Origin of the sequence: Flavobacterium luteolum, from assembly GCF_027111275.1 — a bacterium.
Taxonomy (GTDB): Bacteria; Bacteroidota; Bacteroidia; order Flavobacteriales; family Flavobacteriaceae; genus Flavobacterium; species Flavobacterium luteolum.
This window is the reverse complement of record NZ_CP114286.1, coordinates 4,220,350-4,246,662: the sequence shown is the minus strand read 5'-3', so window position 1 is coordinate 4,246,662 and position 26,313 is coordinate 4,220,350. Positions and strand designations below refer to the sequence as shown.

The 26,313-nt window shown below is 32.7% G+C and carries 22 protein-coding genes; 12 read left to right on the top strand and 10 right to left on the bottom strand.

The genetic code is table 11. From position 1 onward, the window contains the following. Window positions 1-120: 120 nt before the first annotated feature. From prmA to OZP10_RS18210, 12 genes are all read left to right on the top strand, one after another. Window positions 121-954, top strand: coding sequence for a 50S ribosomal protein L11 methyltransferase (gene prmA, locus OZP10_RS18265; protein ID WP_281632145.1), 834 nt, complete (start codon window positions 121-123; stop codon window positions 952-954). A gap of 36 nt (window positions 955-990) precedes the next feature. Next, window positions 991-1,266, top strand: a complete 276-nt coding sequence (locus tag OZP10_RS18260; RefSeq protein ID WP_111376979.1) for an ATP-dependent Clp protease adaptor ClpS — start codon at window positions 991-993, stop codon at window positions 1,264-1,266. A gap of 84 nt (window positions 1,267-1,350) precedes the next feature. Further along, window positions 1,351-2,862 carry a WG repeat-containing protein gene (locus OZP10_RS18255; protein WP_281632144.1) on the top strand — a complete coding sequence of 504 codons (1,512 nt, stop codon included), beginning with the start codon at window positions 1,351-1,353 and terminating at the stop codon, window positions 2,860-2,862. Window positions 2,863-2,971: 109 nt separating this feature from the next. Beyond that, window positions 2,972-4,243: a sterol desaturase family protein gene (locus OZP10_RS18250; RefSeq protein WP_281632143.1), complete on the top strand. Its 1,272-nt coding sequence runs from the start codon at window positions 2,972-2,974 to the stop codon at window positions 4,241-4,243. Window positions 4,244-4,251: 8 nt separating this feature from the next. Continuing rightward, complete coding sequence (locus OZP10_RS18245; RefSeq protein ID WP_281632142.1) at window positions 4,252-4,938, top strand: lysoplasmalogenase; 687 nt, start codon at window positions 4,252-4,254, stop codon at window positions 4,936-4,938. 19 nt (window positions 4,939-4,957) lie between these two features. Then, entirely contained in the window at window positions 4,958-5,404 is a 447-nt protein-coding gene (locus OZP10_RS18240; RefSeq protein ID WP_281632141.1) for a 2-dehydro-3-deoxyphosphooctonate aldolase, read from the top strand. Between the two features lie 19 nt (window positions 5,405-5,423). Further along, window positions 5,424-5,765 carry a hypothetical protein gene (locus OZP10_RS18235; RefSeq protein WP_281632140.1) on the top strand — a complete coding sequence of 114 codons (342 nt, stop codon included), beginning with the start codon at window positions 5,424-5,426 and terminating at the stop codon, window positions 5,763-5,765. Window positions 5,766-6,001: 236 nt separating this feature from the next. Continuing rightward, entirely contained in the window at window positions 6,002-6,820 is an 819-nt protein-coding gene (gene kdsA / locus OZP10_RS18230; protein WP_132990404.1) for a 3-deoxy-8-phosphooctulonate synthase, read from the top strand. Window positions 6,821-6,842: 22 nt separating this feature from the next. After that, a complete protein-coding gene (locus OZP10_RS18225; RefSeq protein ID WP_281632139.1) occupies window positions 6,843-7,748 on the top strand; it encodes a hypothetical protein in 906 nt (301 codons plus the stop codon). 100 nt (window positions 7,749-7,848) lie between these two features. Further along, window positions 7,849-8,523: a YiiX family permuted papain-like enzyme gene (locus OZP10_RS18220; RefSeq protein ID WP_281632138.1), complete on the top strand. Its 675-nt coding sequence runs from the start codon at window positions 7,849-7,851 to the stop codon at window positions 8,521-8,523. An 89-nt stretch (window positions 8,524-8,612) separates the two neighbouring features. After that, the gene (locus OZP10_RS18215) at window positions 8,613-9,065 is read left to right on the top strand and encodes a hypothetical protein (RefSeq protein ID WP_281632137.1); all 453 of its coding nucleotides are present in this window, start codon (window positions 8,613-8,615) and stop codon (window positions 9,063-9,065) included. 6 nt (window positions 9,066-9,071) lie between these two features. Continuing rightward, window positions 9,072-9,374 (top strand): hypothetical protein, encoded by a 303-nt coding sequence (locus OZP10_RS18210; protein WP_281632136.1) that lies wholly within the window; start codon window positions 9,072-9,074, stop codon window positions 9,372-9,374. A gap of 79 nt (window positions 9,375-9,453) precedes the next feature. Here OZP10_RS18210 and OZP10_RS18205 read toward each other — a convergent pair whose 3' ends face one another. From OZP10_RS18205 to OZP10_RS18160, 10 genes are all read right to left on the bottom strand, one after another. Further along, window positions 9,454-9,978 carry a PsbP-related protein gene (locus OZP10_RS18205; RefSeq protein WP_281632135.1) on the bottom strand — a complete coding sequence of 175 codons (525 nt, stop codon included), beginning with the start codon at window positions 9,976-9,978 and terminating at the stop codon, window positions 9,454-9,456. Between the two features lie 8 nt (window positions 9,979-9,986). Next, window positions 9,987-11,378: a M20/M25/M40 family metallo-hydrolase gene (locus tag OZP10_RS18200; RefSeq protein ID WP_281632134.1), complete on the bottom strand. Its 1,392-nt coding sequence runs from the start codon at window positions 11,376-11,378 to the stop codon at window positions 9,987-9,989. 164 nt (window positions 11,379-11,542) lie between these two features. Then, a complete protein-coding gene (locus tag OZP10_RS18195; RefSeq protein WP_281632133.1) occupies window positions 11,543-13,459 on the bottom strand; it encodes a discoidin domain-containing protein in 1,917 nt (638 codons plus the stop codon). A gap of 31 nt (window positions 13,460-13,490) precedes the next feature. Further along, complete coding sequence (locus OZP10_RS18190) at window positions 13,491-14,264, bottom strand: glycerophosphodiester phosphodiesterase family protein (protein ID WP_281632132.1); 774 nt, start codon at window positions 14,262-14,264, stop codon at window positions 13,491-13,493. Between the two features lie 92 nt (window positions 14,265-14,356). Next, on the bottom strand, window positions 14,357-16,657 hold the full coding sequence (gene bglX / locus OZP10_RS18185) for a beta-glucosidase BglX (RefSeq protein WP_281632131.1): 2,301 nt from the start codon (window positions 16,655-16,657) through the stop codon (window positions 14,357-14,359). 10 nt (window positions 16,658-16,667) lie between these two features. Then, window positions 16,668-17,381: a carboxylesterase family protein gene (locus OZP10_RS18180; protein WP_281632130.1), complete on the bottom strand. Its 714-nt coding sequence runs from the start codon at window positions 17,379-17,381 to the stop codon at window positions 16,668-16,670. A 5-nt stretch (window positions 17,382-17,386) separates the two neighbouring features. Next, complete coding sequence (locus OZP10_RS18175; protein ID WP_281632129.1) at window positions 17,387-18,766, bottom strand: glucoamylase family protein; 1,380 nt, start codon at window positions 18,764-18,766, stop codon at window positions 17,387-17,389. 76 nt (window positions 18,767-18,842) lie between these two features. Further along, window positions 18,843-20,306 carry a RagB/SusD family nutrient uptake outer membrane protein gene (locus OZP10_RS18170; protein ID WP_281632128.1) on the bottom strand — a complete coding sequence of 488 codons (1,464 nt, stop codon included), beginning with the start codon at window positions 20,304-20,306 and terminating at the stop codon, window positions 18,843-18,845. Window positions 20,307-20,310: 4 nt separating this feature from the next. Beyond that, the gene (locus tag OZP10_RS18165; protein WP_281632127.1) at window positions 20,311-23,319 is read right to left on the bottom strand and encodes a SusC/RagA family TonB-linked outer membrane protein; all 3,009 of its coding nucleotides are present in this window, start codon (window positions 23,317-23,319) and stop codon (window positions 20,311-20,313) included. Window positions 23,320-23,563: 244 nt separating this feature from the next. Beyond that, window positions 23,564-26,308: a helix-turn-helix and ligand-binding sensor domain-containing protein gene (locus OZP10_RS18160; protein ID WP_281632126.1), complete on the bottom strand. Its 2,745-nt coding sequence runs from the start codon at window positions 26,306-26,308 to the stop codon at window positions 23,564-23,566. Window positions 26,309-26,313: the final 5 nt, after the last annotated feature.

Sequence of the window (26,313 nt, the reverse complement as noted above, 5' to 3'; positions counted from 1 at the left end):
TTAGATCTTAAATTTTACAAAAAACCATTCGCGATGCGAATGGTTTTTTCGTTTTGGAATTTGGAATTTTAAAATTGAAAATTTATAATTTAAGGATTACCTTTGCAAAAATTTTTATTTATGTCGAATATATATTTAGGATATCATTTTACAATTGAGCCAAAAGAATTGGGTTCTGAAATTTTAGTGGCTGAACTAGGCGAAAAAGCATTTGAAAGTTTTACAGAAACTGAAAACGGAATTTCGGCTTTTGTGAAGAAAGATTTATGGGATGAAAATATTCTAGATGATATCTATATTTTGCAATCTGAAGAGTTTAAAATTGAATATACGATTGAAGAGATCGATCAGGTAAACTGGAATGAAGAATGGGAAAAGAATTTTGAACCAATTGATGTAGACGGAAAATGTCACGTTCGTGCTCCTTTTCACGAAAAAACAGACGCTGAATTTGATATCGTAATTGAGCCAAAAATGAGTTTTGGAACTGGACATCATGAAACTACTCACATGATGATTCAGCATTTACTTGAAATGGATGTGAAAGGTTTAAAAACACTTGATATGGGATGTGGAACTGCCATTTTAGCTATTTTAGCTGAAATGAAAGGCGCTGAACCTATTGATGCGATTGATATTGATAATTGGTGTTATTTGAACTCTATCGAAAATTCGGAACGCAATAATTGCAAACACATCAGCGTTTATGAAGGCGATGCGGCATTATTAGCAGGCAAAAAATATGATTTGATTATTGCCAATATCAACAGAAATATTTTGCTGAATGATATGCAAGCATACGTAGATGCTTTAAATCCAAAAGGAATTATTCTTTTTAGCGGTTTTTACGAAGAAGATATTCCATTTATCGATGCATCATGCGTCGAAAAGGGTTTAACTTATGTTAAAAAGCTTCAAAGAAACAATTGGGTATCTTTAAAATACGTAAATTAGATACTGATAATCAATTCAGTACAAAAACTATAAGATATGAGTACTAAAGAAAAAGTAAGAGAAAGAGTTCGCGAAAAAGAAGCCATTGCTTTTAATAACGAGATCATTGTGTATAATGATGATGTAAACACTTTTGATCACGTAATTGATACTCTTATGCGTGTTTGCAGCCACACAGCAGAACAAGCTGAGCAATGCTCTTTGATTGTACATTACAACGGAAAATGCACTGTGAAAACAGGCCCGATAGAAAAATTGAAACCGCAATGCACACAACTTCTCGAGGCTGGTCTTAGCGCCGAAATTGTTTAATTGCACATAATTTTTAAACGCATTCTGCTTTATTCTCTACTAGAATTGAACAGAATGCGTTTTTATTTTTATTAATTTAAAATTATGAGAAATATCTTTCTTTTAATAATTCTACTATTATCTTTTATCTCAAAAGGGCAAGCAAAATTTGAGGATCTTCGCAAGCAATTGACGGAAAATAAGACTTACGAATATGTGTATGGTTTTGAAAATAATTATGCTGTATTTAGAACTTTTAACGAAAAAATGGGATTAATTGATTCTCTCGGAAATGTAGTTATAAACCCCACATATCAATTCATCCATAATAGAAAAGATCTTAAAAATATATTTGAAGCTGGCAAAATAGTCAATAAAAAATTCAAAAGAGGATTTATTGATTTGCAAGGCAATATCATGATTCCCTTTGATTATGAAGATGTTTTCTACTTCGGAAATAATCTGGTAAGAGTTTCAAAAAACAACAAAAGCGGAGTTATTGACCTAAAAAATAAAATCATTCTGCCAATTAAATATGAGAATATAATGGGCAGCAATGCTATTTTATTTGTCCAGAATAATAACAATGTTGATTTATTTAATGCCGAAGGAAAACAATTCACCAATTTTCAGGCTTCTGATATTGAATATTTCCAGCATAAAAGATCGATTGTAACGCTTCAAAACAAAAACACTTTAATAATTGATACTCTTGGAAACATCGTTTTAAATACTATTAAAAATCATAAGTTTGAAAGAATACTTACTCAAGATGCTTTCCTTATTTTAAACACGTTGACCAAAAAGAAAGGCATTATAAATTCAAATAGAAAATACAATATTGACTGCAAATACGATGAAATTTATCCTTCTAATTCGATTTATATTGTAAAAAGTAATGCAAAAAATGGTCTGGTCGATCAAAAAGATTCTGTTCTGAAACCTTTAGTTTACGATAACATTTATGCTGTTTATTCTAAAGATAGTATTTCATTCAAAGATCATTATTTTGCTTATAAAAATAATTTACAAGGCATTGTAAATCCATATCTGGAAAAAGAAATCATTCCGATTTCGTATCAGTATATTAATCCTTTTTCTAAATACTATATCACAACTAACCCTGAAAACAAAGAAGGTCTGCTTTCTAGTAAAGGAGAAGTTATAATTCCTGAAGAGTATGATTTTTATAGTGCTTCTCAAAACAAAATTTTCGCTGTAAAAAATTCTAAAAAATATCTTCTTACAGTTGAAAACAATAATTACACTGAGACTGAAATTTTTGTAGATGAATTCGTAAAGGATAATTCTATTTTTAGAGGATTTGCAAAGAGCAACTATCAAGTTTTTAAATACAAGAACAAATTTGGAGTTTACAGCAATAACAACACAATAGCAATTCCGGCAGAATATGATGCGATTACAGAGATTTACGGAACGGGAGAATTTGTTGTAAAGAAAAACAATAAGTACGGAGTTGTCAGTTCTGATAATCAAATACTCTTGGATATAAAATACGACTCATTTCAAATCATAAAAGAATCGGTACGATTTAATATAAAGAATCTAAAAACGGTAAAATTTCATTCTGTAAAATATCCTTTTGAGTCTCAATAATTTGCAATTCTATTTTGAATAAATAACACAATCATAACTGTTTAATTACAAATAATTCAAAATGCATTTGATTTTATTATATATTTGAACGAAATAGAATGCATTTTTTATGGAAGAATACGGAAAGATATTGATTATTGCAATGCCGGTTTTTTTAGCCTTGATTATCATTGAAAAAATTTACGGCATTTACAAAAAGAACGACACTGCACCATTAATAGACAGCGTTTCCAGCATCAGTTCTGGCATTACTAATTCGGTTAAAGATGTTTTAGGACTGAGCGTGACTTTTCTTTCTTACGAATGGCTAGTTTCTAAAATTGCATTACAGCATTTGGAAGCTAATGTTCTCTCCTATTGCATTGCCTTTTTTGTTATCGACTTTTATGGCTATTGGAGCCATCGTTTGGCACATCAAATTAATTTTCTATGGAATAAACATGCCATTCATCATAGTAGTGAAGAGTTTAATCTTGCTTGCGCATTGCGTCAGCCCATTGCTAGTTTGGTCAATTTATTTACTTTTTTATTGATTCCCGCAGCTTTGTTGGGCGTTCCTGCTTCTGTAATTGCGATTACGCTACCTATTCATTTATTTTTACAATTTTGGTATCACACCAAACATATTAAGAAAATGGGATTTGTTGAGTATATTTTGGTAACTCCTTCACATCATCGAGTGCATCATGCCATTAATCCAGAATATCTAGATAAAAATCATTCGCAGATTTTTATTTTTTGGGACAAGCTTTTTGGTACTTTTCAAGAAGAATTAGACGATGTACCTCCTGTTTTCGGAATCACAAGACCAGCCAATACCTGGAATCCTATAAAGATAAATTTTCAGCATCTGAGTTTATTAATAAAAGATGCCTGGCGCGCTCCAAAATGGAAAGACAAATTGACAATTTGGTTTAAACCAACAGGCTGGCGTCCAGAAAACTTTGAAGAAAAATATCCCGTAAACAAAATCGAGAATGTTTTTAATTTTGAAAAATATGGCACGCAGAATTCTCAAAAACTAATTTACTGGTCTGTTATTCAAATGCTGGTAACATTACTATTTGTAAGTTATCTGTTTGAAAATATTGCTAAAATTGGTCTTCCAAACATCTTCATCTATGGCTTTTTTATTTTTGTAACCATATATAGCTACACAGAGTTAATGGATAAAAACCGGTTTGCTATTTTATGGGAAGCTATCCGATTGGGAATTGTAATTTGCATCATTGGTTATTATGGAGATTGGTTTGGTTTAAATCGTACAATTTCAATTAGTAATTATATTATTTTTACTTACCTAATTTTATCTTTCTTGACAACACTTTATTTTGTTAATTTTGACTTTAAAACCAACCAAAACCAATATACCAATTCATAACCCCTATTATGAGAAACTCATTTTTTTTTAAAATTTATGTAGCATTTAGTATAATTTATCTCATTATTCTGCTCTTTGGCTACGAACGTTTCGACCTTTTTCTTAAACCCATCCTAATACCAATTATTGGGTTTGGGGCTTACTTTTACAGGAAATTTCCAACTCAAAATATTTTATTGGCCGCACTTGCGCTTTCTTGGCTTGGAGATGTCATTTTGCTTTTTACTGATCTTGGTGAAATTTATTTTATTTTAGGGCTTGTATTTTTCTTAACGGCACATATTGTCTATTGCGTTCTTTTTAATAAACAGAAAAGAATCAGAAAAAAACAAAACAAACCGCTTTTTATATTTGGAAGTGTCTTTATTGCATGCTACTTAATTGGAATGGTTTCTGTTTTAATGCCTTATTTAGGAGAACTTGAAATTCCTGTTTCCATTTATGCTTCTGTGATTTCAATTATGCTTTTATTTGCTTTCAACGGATTTCTGGTATGGGAAAAACCAGGAAATAAGCTTGTATTTTTAGGCGCCATTTTCTTTATTATTTCTGATAGCATTTTGGCGGTGAATAAATTTTATGCTCCCATTCCTAAAAGTTCCTTTTTTATTATGCTGACTTATCTTCTGGCACAATATCTGATTGTAGTTGGTACTTTAAGACTAAATCCAAAAACAACAGAACAAGCAGTTTAATTATCCAACAATCTCGACCATGAAAAAAATAGCTTTTTTAATTGTTTTATTAATCAGTGTTTCTTCTTGCGTAAGCACAAAATCGACTTTAAAGAATGTCGACGATAACGCACCTGATTTGATTCTAAAAAAGGACAATACTTTTGCTATAACGCAATTTGCTAAAGATAAAAAGTACGGTTATGATCCTGATTATCCAATTAATATCTTTTTTCAAAACACAAATAACGAAGCTCTAAACGAAACTCGTTTCTTAAACGCTTTGGCTGGCCCAAATGGCGAAAAAATAACGTATTCCAGATTAGAAACGTGCTGCCCTTTCCCAACTAAAAGAAGTAATATGGGCGCTGGATTTTTGAATGTTTACGAGTTAAAATGGGAAGGACAGAAAAAACCGATAAAACTGTATTTGAATATTTATGAAAAAGGGATTTTAATGGTTCCTCTAGGTTTGAGGCTGAAATAAACGGTGTCAGATTAAAATTATGCTTAATTTACTACCCTTGCTTCTCATTATTTTACCTGTCTTATCACAATTAATACTGGGAAGTTTTTCAATCTATAAACCGTCTTCTCTAAAATTCACTATTATTTCTTGGATAAATTTTATCCTTCAAATTGTACTTGCCTTTGTGGCTTTTAATATTGCAGATTATAATTTTTCTAAACAATACGAACAATATCCAAATCCTGTAAGATGCGGAATGCCTCTTGTCGGAATTGCTGTAGCTTGTTTCTTTTTTCTTTTTGTTCTCATTTTGATTATTGTCACTCAATTTTTAATTAAAAGATGGAGAGAAAATAAATCAAAAAGACATATTAGCTAAAACTAAAAAACAACATTAAACTGCAAAACTTTGGAACATGATAAATATCATGTCTTAGTTTCTTTTCATGCTTTAATATTGCCTTGGAAAAAGCATTTAATCATTTTGAAGAAATTTTAGAAAATCGTTAATTCTACTGAGCTCCTTGTCAGTTATTCGACTTCTTAAAATAATCTTAAATCTTCATCTGCTATTCATAAATCATAACTACCTTTGCATTGCAAAAAAATAATTTTATGAACTTACAACATATTCCACAAATTAAGCATACTGACAGCGGAAATTTCTTTTTATTAGCAGGACCTTGCGCTATTGAAGGAGAAGAAATGGCTCTTAGAATTGCTGAAAAATTAGTTGGTATTACCGACAATCTTCAGATTCCTTATGTATTTAAAGGATCTTTCAAAAAAGCAAACCGTTCTAGAATCGATAGTTTTTCTGGAATTGGTGACGAAAAAGCATTAAAAATCTTAAGAAAAGTTTCTGAAACTTTTCACGTTCCGACTGTAACAGATATTCACACCAATGAAGATGCTGATATGGCTGCACAATATGTAGATGTATTGCAAATTCCTGCTTTCTTAGTTCGTCAAACTGATCTTGTTGTAGCTGCTGCCAACACAGGAAAAACCGTAAACTTGAAAAAAGGACAATTTATGAGCCCAGAAAGCATGAAACATGCTGTTCAAAAAGTTTTAGACTGTAATAACGAGAATGTTATGGTTACAGATCGCGGTACTATGTTTGGCTACCAAGACATGATTGTAGATTTTAGAGGAATTCCTACTATGCAACAATATGCTTCTACAGTTCTAGACGTAACGCATTCACTTCAACAACCAAATCAAACTGCTGGAGTTACAGGCGGAAGACCTGACATGATCGAAACAGTAGCAAAAGCGGGTATCGCAGTTGGTGTTGATGGTATTTTTATCGAAACGCATTTTGATCCTGCTAACGCAAAAAGTGATGGTGCTAATATGCTTCATTTAGACTATTTTGAAGGTTTGATGAACAAATTAGTAGCTATTAGAAAAACAGTTAACTCATTTTAATTTTTTATAATACTTAAGTTCTTTGAAAACAAAAATTTTATTTTTCTTACTGGCTTGTGTTTCTCTAAACACATTTGCTCAGGAGGAAATACCAGTACAAAAATATGCTGCACACAATAAAGGAAAATTCTTTGTTATGTGGGGTGGTAATAGAGAAAGTTACTCAAAATCTGATGTTAACTTTAGAGGTAAGGATTACAACTTTACTGTTGAAAATATGTCAGCTCATGACAAACCAAAAGGATGGCATGTTGACTATGTTAATCCTGTAAATATGACTATTCCTCAAACAAATTTGAGACTTGGTTACTTTTTTAGTGATCATTATAGTGTTACAATCGGTGTTGATCACATGAAATATGTAATGGCTCAGAATCAAATTGCAAACGTTAACGGAAACATCAATTTGCCATCAGATGATCCTGCATCAATCTACAATGGTAACTATAACAATACTCCTGTCGATATGTCTCAAGGAGGAGCTAAAGAAGGAGGTTATGGAAATGGTGAAGTAAATGTAAACGGTCCTGCTTTTTTAATGTACGAACATACAGATGGTTTAAACTACATCAATACGGAAGTTGCCAGATTTGATGATATTTCTAAATGGTTTGGTTTGCCAAATATCGATAAAGTTCAGATTAACTTAACTGAAGGTATTGGCGCTGGGGTTTTATATCCAAAAACTAATACTACGATTTTAGGTAAAGAACGTCACGATGATTTTCATGTTTCTGGTTATGGGGTTTCTGCAAAAGCAGGTCTTAACATTACTTTTTTCAAACATTTTTATGTTCAAGGAGAGTTAAAAGGAGGTTATATCAACATGCCGGATATTAAAACAACAACAAGCCCTGAAGATAAAGCGTCTCAACACTTTACTTATTTTCAACGAATTATTGCTGTTGGAGGTATTTTCAGAATCTAATATTTCTCAAAATATATTTTAGAAAATAGCTGTCATTTTATTTGGCAGCTATTTTTTTTATCATTTACTTTGCATCTCAAAGTACTTTAAAACTTACTTTATGAAATTCAAAAAATATCTATTCCCGATCATTACTTTTATCATCAGCTTTGGCTGTGCCTTGTTTGTGGCTATAAAAGTTTTTCCGAACAATCCGTTTACTGGAGCCAAAGAAGAAAAAATGGTGGCAAGCAAGTTTAAGGATGGTGATCTAATTTTTCAAACCTCAGAATCTAAACAATGTGAAGCCGTTCGAATTGCAACTAATTCGAAATTCTCACATTGCGGCATTATTTACGATATTAACGGAAATTGGTTTGTTTTTGAAGCCGTTCAGCCAGTAAAACTTACTCCACTTGAAGATTGGATTAAACACGGAAAAGACAGCAAATATGTCGTAAAAAGGTTAAAAGACGAAAATGCTTTAAGTCCGCAAGTTTTGCAAAAAATGAAAGATTACAGTCAGCAATTTGACGGTAAAGAATACGATGCCTATTTTGAATGGACTGACAACAGAATATATTGCTCTGAATTGATTTGGAAGATTTATAAAAACGCTGCAGGAATCGAATTGTCTAAACTTAGAGAGTTGAAAGATTTTAATTTGCAAGATCCGAGAGTTCAGAAAATACTAAAAGAGCGTTATGGCAATGATATTCCATTAGAAGAAAAAGTCGTTGCTCCTTCTGATATTGCCGAATCTAATATATTAAAAACAGTAGTAGACACTTACTAATATTTCAAAAAAGCTAGTCCCTTATTCATTCTAGCTTTTTTATTTGTTAATTAACTTTGAAATTCAAAGAACTTTTAAACCAACACCTTATGAGAGATTATTTGATTGAAAAACTGTATGAATGTTCTAAAAAACCGTATCAAAAATATTTTAAAAAGAATGAACCTTGGAATATTGATAAAAACACTCTAATGGATTATCCCGAAGAAAGTCTAGGATTTGGCTTAGGAAGTTTTCTTTACAAAAACCATTTTGATATTCAGGAAAAACTCGAAGATCACGATATTATCCATGTTTTGACTAATACTGGCGTTTCGGTTTATGAAGAAATTGGCATGCAGTATTATTTGCTTGGGAATGGAAAGAAAAGCATGTATCTGTTTATGGTAATAGCAACTGGAACTATTTTTTATCCGAAGCGCATCAACTATTTTATTCATCAATTTAAAAGAGGAAGAAAAGCAAATTCATTTCATTATCTCGATTTTTCAAAAATGCTTTTTATGCCTGTTCAAACTATTCAGCAAACTTTTAAAATTTAAAAACATATGAAAACAATTCACAACCCTTTTGAAGAAAAACAATCTATTGAATTGGCTGTTGGCACATTTATAATCAGCACAATTCTGTTTATCCTTTATATCATTTCAAACGGAAATCCGATCGTTTTGGTTATCGCTTGGCCATTTGCGTTGGGCGCAATAATTGTAAATGCAATTATGTTTGTACATTTAACAGACCGGTTTATTCATCTTCCAGAACAGCGAAGAGATATAGGAACCAAAATTCTGATCTTACTTTCTAATATCCCTCTCACCTTTATATTTTATTTGATTGTAATGAAACTTTAATCCCAATCGATAATAATTATATAAAAAAAAACAGCAATCAATACCTGATTGCTGTTTTTTTTTATAACAATATACTGTTTTATCTTATATCAAAATTCTCATACATGTATTGAAAAACGGGCATATAAGACAAGTACTCTTCACTTTTACTGCAAAAGGTAAGTATGTATAAATCTCGATCTTTAATAAAATAGTATTGCAAAATAGTACCGAAAACACCATTACTCATTAATTGCTTGTAAACAATTTCTTGACCGTGTAAACCGTTTTTTACAACCTTTCGATTAGAAATAATTTCGCTGCTTACTCCGAATCTTTTATCAATTATCTTTTTTACTGTTTTTGCTTTAACTCCTGTATATCCAAGATCAGAAATCCGTAAACTTACATTTTCAATAAAATTATCATTTGCCGAACTTTTTTCGCTTAAAAGCATAAACTTCTTTTGCAAAGAATCTGATTGTTGAAGATGCCAGTTATAAGGAAATAATAACGAATATTTTTTTTCGCTTATATATAATTTCCCAGAGGTGTCTTCAGATTTATGCTGTCCAAATACGAATGTTACAAATAAGATCGCGATAAAATTTAAAAACAGCTTCAAAATAAATCTTAATTTGCTTTTTTAGTCTCGATTCCGTTTTGGTCTAATAAATACATTAATGTAGTCATTGTTGCAGCTCCAAGCTCTAATTCTCTTTTATTGATTGCATCAAATTTATCATTTGCAGCGTGGTGATAATCAAAATAACGCTGAGAATCTGGTTTCAAACCTGCTTTAACAATAGCTTGCGAAGTCAAATGATTAATATCAGAACCTGCATGACCAATTGTAAAACTGTGCACCAAATAAGGCTCAAAAAGATCTTTGTAACCTTGAATCTTTTTCAAATTAACATCATCAGCTTCAATTGAAAATCCTCTTGGAGAGAATCCTCCTGAATCACTTTCTAAAGCAAAAATATGATTCTCTTTGTTTTGTTTTGAAACTTCTTCGTATTTAGCACCACCTTTTCCGCCGTTTTCTTCGTTCATAAACAATACAACACGAATGGTATTTTTAGGTTTATAATTTAAGTTTTTCAAAATACGGATTACTTCCATACTTTGCACTACTCCTGCTCCATCATCGTGAGAACCATCTGCTAAATCCCAAGAATCTAAATGCCCTCCAACAACCATAATGTTTTCTGGAGTCACCGTTCCTGTCAATTCACCAATTACATTATATGACAACGCATCTGGTAAAGTTTCACAAGATTGTTTGAAATAAAATTTTAAAGCAGGATTTGCTTTTAAAGATTTACTTAACAATTCAGCTCCATTTGTACTGATTGCCGCAGTTGGAATATATTGCGCCTTTGGCAAGTCACCATAACTTTGAGCTCCTGTATGAGGAAAATCGTCTAATCTTAAATTCATAGAACGAACAATTGTTCCTACTGCTCCTAATTTTGCAGCTTCTTTTGCTCCTGCATATCTTTGATCAACGCAAGCTCCGTAAGAAGTAAAGGTTTCAATGTTTTCAGGGTTCATCGGTCTATTGTAGAAAACAATTTTACCTTTTACTTTATCAGCTCCAAGTTCGTTCAATTCTTTTATTCCTTGAACTTCGATTATTTCTGCTGTAAGACCCGTTTTTGGAGTTGCTACTGAACCTCCTAATGCACAAATTGGTACAGTGGTTTTTACTTTTCCATCCAGAATATAAGCTGTTTCTTTTTCGCCACGAACCCAATGTGGCACCATAACTTCTTGCAAATATACTTTATCAAGTCCTAAACTTTCTAATTGGCTTTTAGTGTACTCAACAGCTTGTTCTGCTCCTTTAGATCCAGACAAACGAGCGCCAATATCATTTGACAAGTATTCTAGCCACGTGTAGCATTTTGCTTCGGTTAAAGCTTTTTTGTAAAATAATTTAATGTTTTTTTCATCATTTGTCTGTGCAAAAGATGTCAATCCGTTTAAAACTAAAGCAGTTAAAAGAATCGTTTTTTTCATAGTTTTTGTAGTAATTTGGAGTTTAGCATGCCAATGGCATATTCGCAAAGGAACAAAATTATTGACATTTCTGAAGTTTTTTCCTCAACCTTTTCACAAAAAAAACTCCAATTACAAATTCTTCAATTTGCAATCGGAGCTTTTACGTATTCTTTAAATAAAGATTATTTTACTTCAATAATCTTATTTTTTGTTCCAATTCCGTTTTCATTAAAAGGCTCTATTGTGAAATAATATTTTGTGCCTTTATCCAAACCTCTAAAATCGTATGTATTGTCACCGTAAACCATAATACTGTTATACAATTTATTAGGAGCAATTCCGTAATAAATATTGTAACCAATTGCATCTGTCTGTTTTTTCCATGAAATCATAGCATTTCTAGAATCTGCTTTATTTCTGTCTACCTTAAAAGAAGCTACAGGTTTTGGTTTTGCAGCCAATCCATTTCCAAAAACTCTGAAATCAGAAATAGCAAACAAGCCTGATGCATTGTGAATGTTCTCCATTTTAATGTAACGCGCTTTAATCGATTTTGAAAGCTCTACATAATCATGTGGTGCATCTTTATCATTTTTAGATTTATCTACCACCAAAGTCCAATTTTGAGCATCATCTGACATGAATATTTTATATTGATAATAAATATCCATTGCTTTATTAAACTGCGTCGCTTTATGGTCTGCGTAATTAATCTGCAAAGCATTTATTTCCATTTGACGTCCTAAATCCATTTGAAGCCATTCGCCTGGATTACTTGTTTTTGCAGACCAATAGGTTTGAATATTTTCATCTGTCAAATTTTCTGGTCCGTAACAAAACTTCTCATATACTTTTTTTCCTCCGTTATCCATTCTATGCGTTTCCACTTCCATACATTCCTCAGAAGAAGAAACAGTAACAGGCTTTTTATACGAAAGTAACATCCATCCAGATGAAGCTCCTTTTGTCTGATCACGCTCGCTTGTTGGCAATACAATTGGGAAATCTCCATAAGCGGTAATAGAATACATTACATCATCTTTATCAAATCCTGCTGGAAACATATCTATACGACGTTCGAAACGATCTTTAATAGAAATTTTGCATGTTCCAGTATTCCAGTAATTTCCATAATTATCGGCAAAAGTATTTCCGTGTCCAGCTCCAATTACAAATCCGCCTGGTTTATATGACATCGGATTGTGTTTTTGATACGTAAATGGCCCTAACGGATTATCTCCAACATGAACTCCATTTGCATAACCTTTAAACTCGGTTGCAGGAGCTCCGTATTGCATATAATATTTTCCATTATGTTTCGTCATCCAAGCACCTTCAATAAAATTTCCCCAAGGTGCAGGTTCCATATCATTATTTGGCCCAAAACGTTCCCATCCGTGAGCCGAAGGATCTAAAATGGCAACTTCTTTAATTTGTCCGTATGGTTTCTGAATATCCTCTACTTCTGTCGCTTTATACAAAGTTGCATAATCAGCCTGATTTCCTTTTGGAAGCCAAGTATTATAATCAACTTCTACTCCAACAAGTGGTAATTTTCCGCTTGAACCGTAGTACATGTATACTTTTTTATCATCGTCCTGAAAAATTGCAGGATCCCAAGTTGGAAGCATTGCTTTATCTACATGGCGTGTCCATCTACCTGATTTTGGATCAGCTGTTTTCCAAATCGGATGATCTCTTTTCCAAGTTGAACCAACATAAAATAATGTGTCGTTAACAACCCAAGCCGCAGGAGCACACTGGTCATCGTCGCCCGGCTGTCTTTGAAAACTTCCGTAAACAAAATTCCAGTCGGACATGTCTTTACTCCAAAAGAAACCTGCTTGATTGGTAGCAAATAAATAATATTCGCCTTTATAGGTAATAATTACAGGATCGGCGCTCGAACGGCGTGATTCTGGAATTCCGTTGTGATTATGAGTAGTAAAATTGTACCCAATATTTATCGGATTACAATATGTTGTTGCGGGTCTGCTAGGTTCAAACCATTCGGTTTTACCAGAATTTTGTGCCAAAAGAGTACTTCCGAAAAGCATCGAAAACAAAATCGGCGTAAGTTGTTTATATATCTTTTTCATGGTTAGATTTCTTTAGTAAAGTTTTAGAAGATTAGTTTTTAACCTCTTTTCTTTCCTTTAAAAGTTCAGGTTCATTTGTGGTGATGTAATTGAATTTATGAGCTATAATCCAATCCATATCTTTTGCGTCATTGACAGTCCAAGCATTTAGAATAATCTTATTGTCTTTAGCTTCCTGAATCCATTCTGGATGCTTTTGAAAGACTGAATAATGATAATCTACACCATTGATTTTATCTGCTTTGACTTCTTTTGGAGATTTATTTCCTTCTAAATATTGTAAAGACGTCTTAGAATCTATTTCTCTAATTTTCTTTAGAATATCATAATCAAAACTGATGTAGCAGGTATTTTTATCGGCTTTTAATTTTTTAATGGTTTCGACTGCTGCTACACCCGTTTTTTGTCCTCTTTCTTTACTGATTTCTGAAGGCTTGATTTCGCAAACCAAAAGTGTGTGCTTGTTATTTCTCATTCCTTCTGAAATGTACTCATGAAGTGTTGGAAGCTTTTCTCCGTTTGAAAGTTTAAATTTTATCAAATCTGCATAATTCGTTTCTTCAATAAGCAGTTTGTTATAATGTGCATCGTGATTGATTACAAGTGAATCGTCTGCCGTTCTCCAAACATCAAATTCTGAACCTGGCAATTTTAAATCGATTGCATGTCTTAAAGATGCAATAGAATTTTCAGGTAGATTGTTTTTTTTCCATGCACCTCGATGCGCTACAATGGCATTCTTTTGTGCATTACAAAATGAAAAAGCAATAAGGCATGCTGAACTAAATATTTTTAATTTATTCATAATAATCGTAGTTAAAAAATCACAAAAAAGGTTATTCCTTTTAGAAAAAAAGCCCTCCAAACGAAGGGCTTTTCACTAATCAAATAAACCAACTATTTAGTTAACTCAAAACTAACTTTCTTATCGGCGTTTGAATTTCCTCCAACGAAAATATCAAACTGCCCTGGCTCTGCTACGAATTGTAAATCAGAGTTATAAAACTTTAAATCTTCAACAGTAATATCAAAACTCACTGTCTGTTTTTCACCTTTTTTAAGTGCTATTTTTTGGAAACCCTTCAATTCTCTAACTGGTCTTGTTACTGAACCAACTAAATCTCTAATGTACAATTGAACTGTTTCTTTTCCGTCAAAATTTCCAGTGTTTGTTACATCAACAGTTACTTTCAATTTTCCGTTTGAATCCATCTTATCGGAAGAAATTTTCAAGTTTGAATAATCAAAATTGGTATAGCTTAAACCAAATCCGAATGGGAATAATGGCTCGTTTCTTTCGTCAATATAATTTGATCTAAATTTCTCGAATTTCCCTTCTGTGTTAGAAAGTGGTCTTCCTGTATTTTTGTGCGCGTAGTAAATTGGCAATTGTCCAACGCTTCTTGGGAAAGTTGAAGTTAATTTTCCTGAAGGATTAACATCTCCAAATAAAACATCAGCAATAGCGCAACCAGCTTCTGTACCTGCGAACCAAACATTCAAAATTGCAGGAACTGTTTTTTCTTCGTCTGTAATTACTAACGGACGTCCGTCAAATAAAACTAAAACAACTGGTTTTCCAGTTTTTAATAAAGCGTTTAATAAATCTTTTTGCGCTTGTGGAATTTCTAAGTTTGTACGGCTGCTAGATTCACCGCTCATCTCTGCAGATTCTCCTAAAGCTGCCACAATTACATCTGACTGCTCAGCTACTTTTAAAGCTTCTGCTAATAATTCTTCTTTTGTACGAGCATCACGGTGTAACGTTTTACCGAACATTGTCGCATTAGTTTCAAAAGTTTCATCGTAATCTAAATTGCTTCCTTTTGCGTATAAAACTTTAGTTCCTGTTCCAGCTACTTCTTTGATACCTCTCAATAATGAAACAGCATTTTCCATTTTTGTAGCCACACTCCAAGTTCCTGGCATGTTTTCTTTAGCATCTGCCAATGGTCCGATTAAACCAATTGTTCCAGATTTTTTAAGAGGCAACAACTGATTTTGGTTTTTTAATAAAACTAAAGATTGAGCTGCAATATCACGTGCTTCTTTTCTGCTATCTGTTGTAAAGATTTCAGTTTTTGCTCTCTTCTCGTCACAATATTTATATGGATCTTGGAATAATCCTAAATCATATTTTGCTTCTAAAATAAGTTTTACAGCGTTATCGATTGTTTCGATTTTTACTTTTCCTTCATCTAAAGATTTTTTCAAAGTTCCTAAGAAACCTTCTCCAACCATATCCATTTCAACTCCAGCGTTTAATGCTAAAGCTGAAACTTGCTGTAAATCGCCCATTCCGTGAGGAATCATTTCAGGAATTCCCGTAAAATCTGTTACTACAAAACCTTTGAAACCCCATTGTTTTCTTAAAACATCTGTCATTAACCATTTGTTTCCAGTTGCTGGAATTCCGTCAACTTCGTTGAAAGAAGCCATAACCGAACCTACACCTGCATCAACTGCAGCTTTGTAAGGAGGAAAATAATCATTAAACATTCTGATGTGGCTCATATCAACTGTGTTGTAATCACGTCCTCCTTCTGGAGCACCATATAATGCAAAGTGTTTAACACAAGCTAAGATTGAGTTATTTTTAGTAAGATCGTGCTGTTGGTAACCATTAACCATTGCTTTTGCAATTTGGCTTCCTAAATATGGATCTTCTCCTGAACCTTCAGAAACTCTTCCCCATCTTGGATCACGAGAAATGTCTACCATTGGAGAGAATGTCCAGTTGATACCGTCTGCACTTGCTTCTTTTGCAGCGATTTGAGCACTTCTTTCAATTAAACCCATATCCCAAGTACAAGATAATCCTAACGGAATTGGGAATGTTGTTTCGTAACCGTGAATAACATCCATACCAAAAAGCAACGGAATTTTTAAACGGCTTTTTTCAACCGCAATTTTCTGTACTTCTTTAATTTTTTGAACTGATTTAATGTTGAACAAACCGCCCACTTTTCCTTCAGCAATATTTTTTGCCACATTTGAGCTGTTTGCCTGCCCAGTGGTAATATCACCAGATGTTGGCAAGTTTAACTGACCCAATTTCTCGTCTAAAGTCATTTTTGACATTAATTCCGCCACAAATTCAGACTTTGGTTTAATTTTCACTGTATTTTTAGCTGGCTTTTTTTGAGCATAACCCAAAACAGCGCATCCTAAAAAAAGTAAGACTAATTTGTTTTTCATTCTATTCTATTTATTTGTTTGTATTCGTTTTTCTTTGCTGCAACATCCAGTCATAGATTTCTTGATTATCATATACTTTTGTCCAGCTGTCATGACCTGCATCATCAAAAATGGTCAGCTTCACATCTTTAGCATTACATTTTTTTAATTCTTTGTAAATCGTGATTGCATAATTCACATTTACCACATCATCGAGTAATCCATGAAAAATCCTGGTTGGAATATTGGCAATTTCACATGCTTTTTCTAACTGAATCAAATCTACAAAGCCAGCGACAGGTACATTTGCGGCAAATAGATCTGGATGTGCAAAAGCCAAATTCCAAGAAGCCCAACCTCCTGAGCTCAAACCAGTAACATATATTCTTTCTGAATCAATTTTATTCTCTTTCTGAATTTTTAGAATGAGCTGGTAAATTGATTCTATATCCCAGTTTTCATCTTCTTTACATTGTGGAGCAAGAACGTAAGCATCTAATTGATGAGTCTTTAAATATTTTAAAGGTCCATTAATTTTTACTTTCTCAAGATCAGTTCCTTTTTCTCCATCTCCAGAAATAAAAACTATCAAAGGCTTTTTCTCTTTTGTATTTGCCGGTTTATGCAAAACATAGCCAAGTTCATACTTTGCCATTATGACGGTATTAATTTTTCCAGTTACCTCACTCTGGCTAAAGCCTAAAAGTGAAAGCAAAAAAGATAAAAAAGCTAATTTGTATTTCATGTCAATTATTGAAGTCTGTATTTTCCAGATTTAAATCCAAGTTTTGTTAAACCTTGTTTTACTTCTGGCGCGTTCATAAACAATTTCCATATCAATCCTGTTCTATAATTTTCGATCATTACAACTTCAGGACCTTGATCTATTGCTAAATAACGTTTTGCAACCCACTTATTTCCTAAACTCAAAGCATCATAAAAACCTGCATCTCCCCAAGTTTCTTCTTTATGATTTTCGTATAAATTTCTAATTACGGCCATAGATTCTTTTGGCGTGTAAACAATTGAGCTGATTGCTGCTGTTGGAGAAATCACACCTTGATCGTTGCTTGGCATGTGTGCATTGTATCCAATAGAACCGTCAGGATTTCTTGAATAAGAAGCTGTTAGACCCCAATATTCTGGACCATAACCTGCATTTTTATTTGGATTTTGAACACAATACTCATAATTGATTTTAGTCTGATTTACATTTAAATCCCAATAATTAGCATATTTATCTGTTAAATGGTTTGGATCTAAACCTACATAAGAATAATGAGCCCAAAATAATGGACCACCAAATTCTTCTGCACCATTGTGCTTTAAAATAAGTGGAATATTATATTTTGTTTTTGAAGAAACTATACCGCCGCTTCTCGCCCAACCTTCGTGATATGCTTTCGCATCGATTGTATGTGTTTGCGAAGACGCTGCCATTACGTACGTAATAAGGCATTCGTTATATCCTCGCAAAGGAAAATTCATCTGCCAAGCGTAGTTTGGTGACCAGTGCCAGTACAACACATTTTTATTGTTGGTGTACCATTGCCAATCAACACCTTTCCATAGTGCATCGAATTTTTGAGCTACTGCTTTTTCTTTTTCAGAACCATCTTTAAGATATTCACGAACCGTAATCATTCCTGCAACCAAAAATGAGGTTTCAACTAAATCTCCACCATTATCCTTGGTTCCAAAAGGCTTTACTTTTCCTGTATTTCCGTCCATCCAATGTGGCCATGCTCCGTGAAAACGATCAGCTTTGCCTAAAAAATCTGCAATTTTGTTAAGACGTTCTACACCTTGTTCTTTAGTAATATATCCTTGAGACATTCCTGAAACAAGAGCCATTAATCCGAAACCTGAACCACCTGTAGTTACGATATTTGAGTCATTTTCAGGATAAACTCCGTCAGGATGATAACGCTCTCTAGCTAATCCAGAATTTGGTTCTGCATAATCCCAGAAATATTTAAATGTTTGTTTTTGAACAGCATCTAAAAGCTGCTCATCTGTTAATGCAGTAACGCCAGAAGTATTTTCCTGTACATTTTCTTTTGACTTATCTTCCTTTGATCCACAACTAAAAAAAGCAAAAGCTAAAAATAAAACTGAAATTCTAACCATTATAAAAATTTAAGATTTTTTGGTAAATAATCACTTCCCTCAGGAAATCTGAAGGAAGTGATTTTTAAGATTTTGATTAATAACCACCAGGGTTTTGTTCAGAAAGCCCATTTGCTTCTCTCAAGAATGAAGTTGGTATAGGCCATAACTCATGTTTTCCAACAATAAAAGTTTTTCCATCTGCAGCCATAGCCGCTTCTGCTTGCCCAGTTCTAACAATATCAAACCATCTGTCGTGCTCAAAAGCAAATTCTAATCTTCTTTCTTTATAAATTGCTTTTCTAATATCTGCCTGTGAAGTATAAGGAGTATCTCCTAAACCAGCTCTTTTACGAATCTGATTTACCAAAGGAATAGCTGCTGATGTTTCTCCTAATTCATTTAATGCCTCAGCTTTCATTAAAATTACTTCAGCATATCTTAAATATCTAAGATTAGTGTCTGTAAATTCTTGATTATAGAAAGATGATGAATATGCCTTATAATTGTATCTTGGATTAGCTACAGTTGATGCCACTATTCTTCCGTCATATAAAACTGAACCTCTAAAAATAATTGTAGCATCTTTTCTAACGTCTCCAGCTTCATAAGCATCTGCTAAACCTTTAGTTGGTGTATTGAATCCCCAACCCCAACCTCCAGCACCACGAGGCGCTTGAGAAACAGTATAATTTCCAATTCCAAATCCAGGGCTAGAAGTAGAACCTACTCCATTAATTTCAAAAATAGATTCTGGACCAAATTCTCCTTCTTTTTTAAATTGTAATGCATAATCGGTAACTAAAGAGTAACCTGTTACTTTATCACAATTGTCAATTACTTTTTGCCAATTTTTTTGATATAGGTTTACTTTTGCTAATAAAGCATACGCCGCTCCTTTAGAAGCCCTAACAACATCTGCTCCAGTGTAGGCAGATTTTAAAGGCAAAGCTTCAATAGCATCATTTAAATCTTGTTCTATAAAAGCATAAACTTCTGCTACTGATTTACGTGTCAATTGCATTTTTCTATCTTCCTCAGAAATTGGAACTGTAGCTAAATGATCTACAATAGGAACTCCTCCGTATCCTTTAACTAAAGTAAAATACATAAAAGCTCTCATGAATTTTGTTTCCCCAACTAATCTTGCTTTCAAATCTGGTGATGCCTGATCTAATTTAGGAAACATTGCTAATGCTTGATTACATCTATTAATTCCAGCATAATTTGCATTCCAAGTAGATTCAAATGATGGAGTTGAAGCATTATATGTCAATGCGTCTACAATATCTTTATCTCCCCCTGTATCTCCAGGATCTGATCCTTTATCAGCATCATCTGAGATTATACTTGAAACCGCATTCCATCCAAAAGAAGACATTTCCCAACCTAAAAACTGATTGTAGATTGCTGTTACAAAACTTTTAGCTCCTTCATCACTATTGACCAAAGCTGGATCAGCAGGAATAGCCTCACTTGGCTCTACATCTAAAAAATCATTTGAACAACCAGATAATAATAATCCAGAAAGCACAAACATTGATATATATATTCTTTTCATAATTTTAAAATTTTAAATTAACACCAACAACAAATGATCTCAATGATGGATAAGCATCTAATTCAACCCCTTGAGTGCCTTCAACTAACTTACCATCAGACACAACATCTGGTGAGAACCCAGAGAATTTTTGTGTGATAAATGGATTCATTGCGTTTACATAAAGACGGCAATAGCTTAAAAACTGATCTTCTTTAAGTGGAAGTTTGTATCCTAACGTAATATTATTGATTCTAAAAAAGTCCGCAGATTCTAAATAATATGTTGAAGCATAAGGAACTAAATTAGAAGGTGCTGGAATTGAAGATGTAGTGTTTGTAGGCGTCCAAAAGCCATTAGCCATAGAAGCTTCTACATTTTCTCCTCCAAATCTTTGTGCTTTTTTTCCATTGTATACTTTTGCTCCGCCAGTTCCGTAACCGTCAACAGAAAAATCAATGTTTTTGTAATTTACTCCTAAAGTAACACCATAGTTAGAAGTCGGTAAAAGAGAACCAACGTATTTTTTATCTTTAAGTTCATCTAAACCTGATTGAGCAACTTTAGAACCATCTGCTTTGTAGTATAACATTTGGCCATTTGTTGGGTCAACTCCTGCATATTCATACATAAAGAAACTACCCAATGGCTGACCTACAGAAGTGTTATCTAGAATTTTGGTATTTTGACCGTTTCCTAAACTTCCTCCAATAATTGGATTTAACTGAACATTTTTAAGGCTTGTAAGTTCATTTTTATTATGAGAAAAATTCCCTCCAATCCAATAACTTAAATTATCGTTTATTTTATCATCCCAACGTAAAGAGATCTCGTATCCTTTATTTGACACTTCTCCAACATGCGCTGGCGTAGCTAGCGTAATTCCAGAAGTTGAATAAGGCTTAACATTCAAAATTGTATTGTTTGTGTTTTTATCATACAAATCAAATGACCCTTTTAATCTGCTATTAAGCAATTCAAAATCAAAACCTCCTGAAAGTTCTTCAACAATCTCCCAAGATAAATTAGGATCTACCTGAGAATTAATTGTAGTACCAGAACCTAAACCAGAATAATCTAGTCCAGAAGTTAATAATTGTGTATTAAGAGGCACATTTTGATTTCCTAATCTACCCCAAGAACCTCTAATTTTTAATAAATTAATTGGTTCTACATTGCTTAAGAAGCTTTCTTTAGAAATGATCCACCCTAAACCAACTGATGGAAAAGTTCCCCAACGTTTGTCTTCAGCAAACTGAGATGAACCGTCACGTCTTACAGTACCTGTAACCAAATATCTGTCCATCAATTTATATTGAAAACGAGCGAAATAAGATGCTAATCTTCTTTGATTAAGTGCTTCATCTTTATAACCTGTAACATTACCTGCAACGTTAACATCTTTTAAAGACCAATAATTTGAATTTGCATTTACATTCTTTCTATCAATCGTTAACTTTTCTCTAGTTCCTTGTACATTTGCTTCAATACCTGCAGTAACTTCAACATCATGAATTTCAGCAAAAACTTTGTTATACGTTAAATAGTTAGACAAGTTCCAGTTAAAATATTCGTCTCTACCTCTTGTTAAAGTGTTTTTATTCAAATCTGAAGGATAACCAGAAGCTATACGAGTAGGGTCTGCAGAAAGCCAAAGTGCTAAATTGTCTACATAATTATATTGTTTGTAAGTATAATATTCCCCATTAAATTGTGATGTGAATTTCAAAGATTTAAAAATATCCCAATCTAATTTTAATCCCCCTTGTAAAGTTACCGATTGCTGCTGCTCATTTGTATAATCTAATTGAGCCACTGGATTTGCAACATTATTAAATGATGATCCTGTTTCTGCCACAACTCCATTAGAAATAAATGGAACTCCATATTTTCCATCAGCATAACGAACAGGAACTAAAGGAGATTGTCTGTAAGCATTAGTAAAAGCGCTCAAAGGCATTGGCGTATTTTTAATGCTACTTACACTGAAATTTTGGCTAATTTTAACTTTCTCAGAAAGTTTAAATTCGTTGTTATTTCTAAAAGTTGTACGTCCATAATCAGATCCGTTCAAAATTCCTTTTTCTTCATAATTTCCAGCACTAAAAAAGTATTTTACATTGTCTGAAGATCCTGAAATTGCAATGTTATTTTGAGTATAAGATCCTGTTCTTGTGATCGCATCTAGCCAATTTGTGTTATATGGCTGATTTGCAGAAAATCTTCCTTGAGGAAAATCATTGCTATAAGCAGCATTACTGTAACGAACATACTCCTCAGCATTTGCCATTTTTACAGTTTTTAGTGGAGTTCTAATTCCTGCAAAACTTTCTACATCAACAGTAAGCTTACCTTTTCCTGCTTTGGTTGTAATCATAATTACACCATTTGCACCTCTTGTACCATAAATCGCTAATGAAGAAGCATCTTTTAAAACTTCATAAGATGTAATATCATTAGTATTAATGTTATTAATATTGTCAGTAGGCATACCGTCTACAACATAAAGAGGATTTCTTCCTCCTAATGCAGTACCAGCTCCCCTGATCACAACTGAAGGCGTACTTCCTGGCGCATCTGAAGTAGACACCTGAACCCCTGCAGCTTTACCTTGAATAGCCTGAGAGGCATTCATTACTTTCATTTTGGTAATCTCTTCGGACTTAATCGAGCTAACCGCCGAAGTATTATCAATTTTCTTTCTTGTACCGTATCCAATTACAACTACTTCTTTTAAAGCAGTATCACCTGCTTCTTTTAAGGTTATTGTCATTGGTGCGGCAGTTGCCGGTACAGAAACCGAATCAAAACCTAACATAGAGATTTTTAAAATGTCTCCAGGTTTTGCATTAATTGTAAAGTTTCCGTCGAAATCTGCATCTGCAGTTGCTCTAGCATCAGCTGAAGCGATAATTGCTCCTGGAATTCCCATTCCATTACTGTCTACTACTTTTCCTTTAATTGCTTGAGCTTGCCCCATCATATAGGTAGGCAGCAGCAAGAGCGCTAAAAAGCTAAAAATAAAATTTTTCATACAGTACGTAATCGTTTAAGTTAGTAGAGCCAAATTAAGCAATTACAACGTTGTAGTACATCAATTACCACTACAACATAGCTACATCAATGTGTTAAAATTTTATCTTATTAATATGATTATCAACACCATAAATGTTAACAAAATTGGTTTAACATAACATTATGATGTAGTAATGATGTATCGTAATTATATAAAAAATGATATGGAAAAATATAAATTCTGTAAAAAATAAAATGTAATCTTACAGAGTTAATAAAAACTTTGATAGGTTTTCGTCTTGAGTAAGGTTTAGCTTCTTTCTAAGACGATATCTGTGTAATTCTACACCTCTAAAAGAGATATTCATCATAGGAGCAATTTCTTTAGAAGAAAGGTTCATTTTAAGGTAAACACATAGTTTAATATCCTTTGGAGTTAGATGCGGATATTTTTTTGATAGATTAATAATAAACTCATTATGAATTTGGTTCAAATTGGTCTCAAATGTTTCCCATTCGTGTTTATTTACTTCATTAATCTTTATTGCTTTTCTAATTTCATTTTTAAGTTTACTAAAGTCTTTTTCACTTTCCAAAATACCTTGAATTTTATCTATCATCTCAGTTTGTTTGGCAATAGATAGTGACTTACCTGCTACTTCCGAAGATTTTGCCTGCAATTCTAATTCTAAAATGTGTTTTTCGTATTCTTGGATATTAAGTTCGTTTTCTTTCTTCAATTCCATTTCAAGAATTTCTCTCTGATGTTTTAATTCCTCTGCCTGCAATTTCAGTTTTTGCATATAACGAAGCTTATTCCATTTATAGTAGAAAAATAAAACTGCTCCAACAACAAGAAAATATAGCAGAATCATCCAGAAAGAAAAATACCATGGTTCGGCAACTTTAAATTTATAGAAAGAAACTTTGTCATAAGTAGCACCATCATGTTTGAAAATTTCTACCGTATGATAACCACTTCCCAAATTATTCAAAACGATTAATCCGTCAGAAATTGGAACAAAATCTTTTTCCTTATCTAGCTTGTAAAATAAATTAGGTTTACTTGCTCCGTAAATTCCAGAAATTACATTAATCTGCAATTCAGTATTGAATTTAATTTTTTCATCATTCGGAACTAAAACACCATTACTAAATGCTTCAACTTTTACTCCCGAATTTTGTTTATTTTCATACTCAAGTTTAAGAGATATAAATCCGTCATCCAGATTAAACAAATAATAATTGTCTTTTTTGAAAATTCTTAGATTCTCATTAATCAATTTTCCTTTATAATATTTCTCCTGAATAATATTCCAGACAAATTTGTTTCCTTGTGCATAAATATGATACAAGATTCCGTTTTGCAAAACCATGAAATGATCTTCATCTATCGAAACTACATCTGTTACATTTCTAAAATTTGTATTGAACAGTTCATTTTCCTCCAATCTATTAGATATAGAATTGTACGTATACCAAGAGTTATTAATTAGAAAAAGGATTTCTTTTCTAAATTCAAAAATCTTTATTCCAAAATCATTTTGTATTTTGCTTTGCTGTGTGACATTTTCAACTTTTAATGTATTATAATTATCATCTAGCAAAACACGATATAAACCGCGATAATTATCGGCTGCCCAAATTTCATTCTTTTTGTTTTGAGCAACATACTTTATGGGTTTTGCCAGATCCTTGATAATCTTATAATGAGACATATTTGAAGGATCATCATAAACCAGAATGCCACTATATGTAGATTGAAAATAAGTATTATTAATACTGCTTTTAGACATGTTCCAGCCACCGCTGACACCATTTATTTTCGTCAAAGTACCATTTTCGTATGAAAAAGTGCCGTCATTATGACCTATAATATATTTTCCGTCAATTAGAGAGATATTCCAACCCTGGCCTTGCGTATTCGGCATCATATTAAATTTTCCTGCACTGTATTCAAAAATACCGTGATTGGATGCAATTAAATATCCTTTATTAATTGTAGCCACAGCATATACAGATCCTAAAAGCCCTGAATTATCGTAAAAGAAAGAAATAGGAGAATTAACCTCAACATGTGCAATACCATTATCTAAACCAACCCACAAATCATTTTCTTTATCCAATCCTATACTGAGAACCGAATTGTTCATTAAAACATTATCGCGCTCGATATTTTTATAGCTGTTGTTTTTTAAATCTAAAATGAAAATTCCGCGATTTCCAGTCCCAATAATCAGCTTATCATTTTTAACAAATTTAGCGACATTGATAGTTGCTGCTTTTAAAGTTTCGTTTATTGGATGTTCCCAGCTTCTTAGTCCATTTTTTTCTACAATAAAAACACCTTTTTTCTGCGTAAAAATATAAGTTGTGTTTTGAACCTTTTCGATAGCATGGACAACTGTATTTTTTAAAATATCCCATCCTTTTGGATTGGCAATATATTTACCGTTCATTCTGTAAATTCCATCTTTAACAGAAGCAACGTATAAATTTTTATCTACACCAAAACAATACGAAATAAGAAAAGGGAATTTAATTTTCTTAATAGTTTTTCCGTTATAAATAAAAACGTCATTAAACGATTGAAAATAAAGCGAACCGTTAAACCTGAAAATTTTCCAAATTTCCTCATTATCTTTTTCATCAAATAATCTGAGATTTTTGGTAATCGAAACATAATGCATAGTACCGTCTTTTCTATACCAATAACCAAATTCTTTATAAGAACCTGAGTATATTTTGTCTCCTTCAATCAGAATTGATCGGATAATTGTTTTGTTCGGAAGTGTATATTTTTCCCATTTTACTCCGTCGTAACGAAGCAAATAGTGATTATTAGCAAAATACATGGCATTATCATTACCTTGTACAACATTCCAGATTTGATTATCTCCCTGATAATCAGATTTGCTATAATTTTCTACAAAGGGAAGTAATTCTTGTGCCTGAAGCTGTAAAGCGATGAAAAAGAAGAAAACGGATTTAAAAAGTATCGATTTCAAGATAT

Coding starts and splice junctions, on each gene's coding strand:
- OZP10_RS18240 (WP_281632141.1), top strand. CDS start 4,958: ATGAAAAAAATAGCTTTTTTAATTGTTTTATTAATCAGTGTTTCTTCT.
- bglX (WP_281632131.1), bottom strand. CDS start 16,657: ATGAAAAACAAATTAGTCTTACTTTTTTTAGGATGCGCTGTTTTGGGT.
- OZP10_RS18195 (WP_281632133.1), bottom strand. CDS start 13,459: ATGAAAAAGATATATAAACAACTTACGCCGATTTTGTTTTCGATGCTT.
- prmA (WP_281632145.1), top strand. CDS start 121: ATGTCGAATATATATTTAGGATATCATTTTACAATTGAGCCAAAAGAA.
- OZP10_RS18170 (WP_281632128.1), bottom strand. CDS start 20,306: ATGAAAAGAATATATATATCAATGTTTGTGCTTTCTGGATTATTATTA.
- OZP10_RS18175 (WP_281632129.1), bottom strand. CDS start 18,766: ATGGTTAGAATTTCAGTTTTATTTTTAGCTTTTGCTTTTTTTAGTTGT.
- OZP10_RS18220 (WP_281632138.1), top strand. CDS start 7,849: ATGAAATTCAAAAAATATCTATTCCCGATCATTACTTTTATCATCAGC.
- OZP10_RS18255 (WP_281632144.1), top strand. CDS start 1,351: ATGAGAAATATCTTTCTTTTAATAATTCTACTATTATCTTTTATCTCA.
- OZP10_RS18260 (WP_111376979.1), top strand. CDS start 991: ATGAGTACTAAAGAAAAAGTAAGAGAAAGAGTTCGCGAAAAAGAAGCC.
- OZP10_RS18190 (WP_281632132.1), bottom strand. CDS start 14,264: ATGAATAAATTAAAAATATTTAGTTCAGCATGCCTTATTGCTTTTTCA.
- OZP10_RS18235 (WP_281632140.1), top strand. CDS start 5,424: ATGCTTAATTTACTACCCTTGCTTCTCATTATTTTACCTGTCTTATCA.
- OZP10_RS18200 (WP_281632134.1), bottom strand. CDS start 11,378: ATGAAAAAAACGATTCTTTTAACTGCTTTAGTTTTAAACGGATTGACA.
- OZP10_RS18250 (WP_281632143.1), top strand. CDS start 2,972: ATGGAAGAATACGGAAAGATATTGATTATTGCAATGCCGGTTTTTTTA.
- OZP10_RS18180 (WP_281632130.1), bottom strand. CDS start 17,381: ATGAAATACAAATTAGCTTTTTTATCTTTTTTGCTTTCACTTTTAGGC.
- OZP10_RS18215 (WP_281632137.1), top strand. CDS start 8,613: ATGAGAGATTATTTGATTGAAAAACTGTATGAATGTTCTAAAAAACCG.
- kdsA (WP_132990404.1), top strand. CDS start 6,002: ATGAACTTACAACATATTCCACAAATTAAGCATACTGACAGCGGAAAT.
- OZP10_RS18210 (WP_281632136.1), top strand. CDS start 9,072: ATGAAAACAATTCACAACCCTTTTGAAGAAAAACAATCTATTGAATTG.
- OZP10_RS18165 (WP_281632127.1), bottom strand. CDS start 23,319: ATGAAAAATTTTATTTTTAGCTTTTTAGCGCTCTTGCTGCTGCCTACC.
- OZP10_RS18245 (WP_281632142.1), top strand. CDS start 4,252: ATGAGAAACTCATTTTTTTTTAAAATTTATGTAGCATTTAGTATAATT.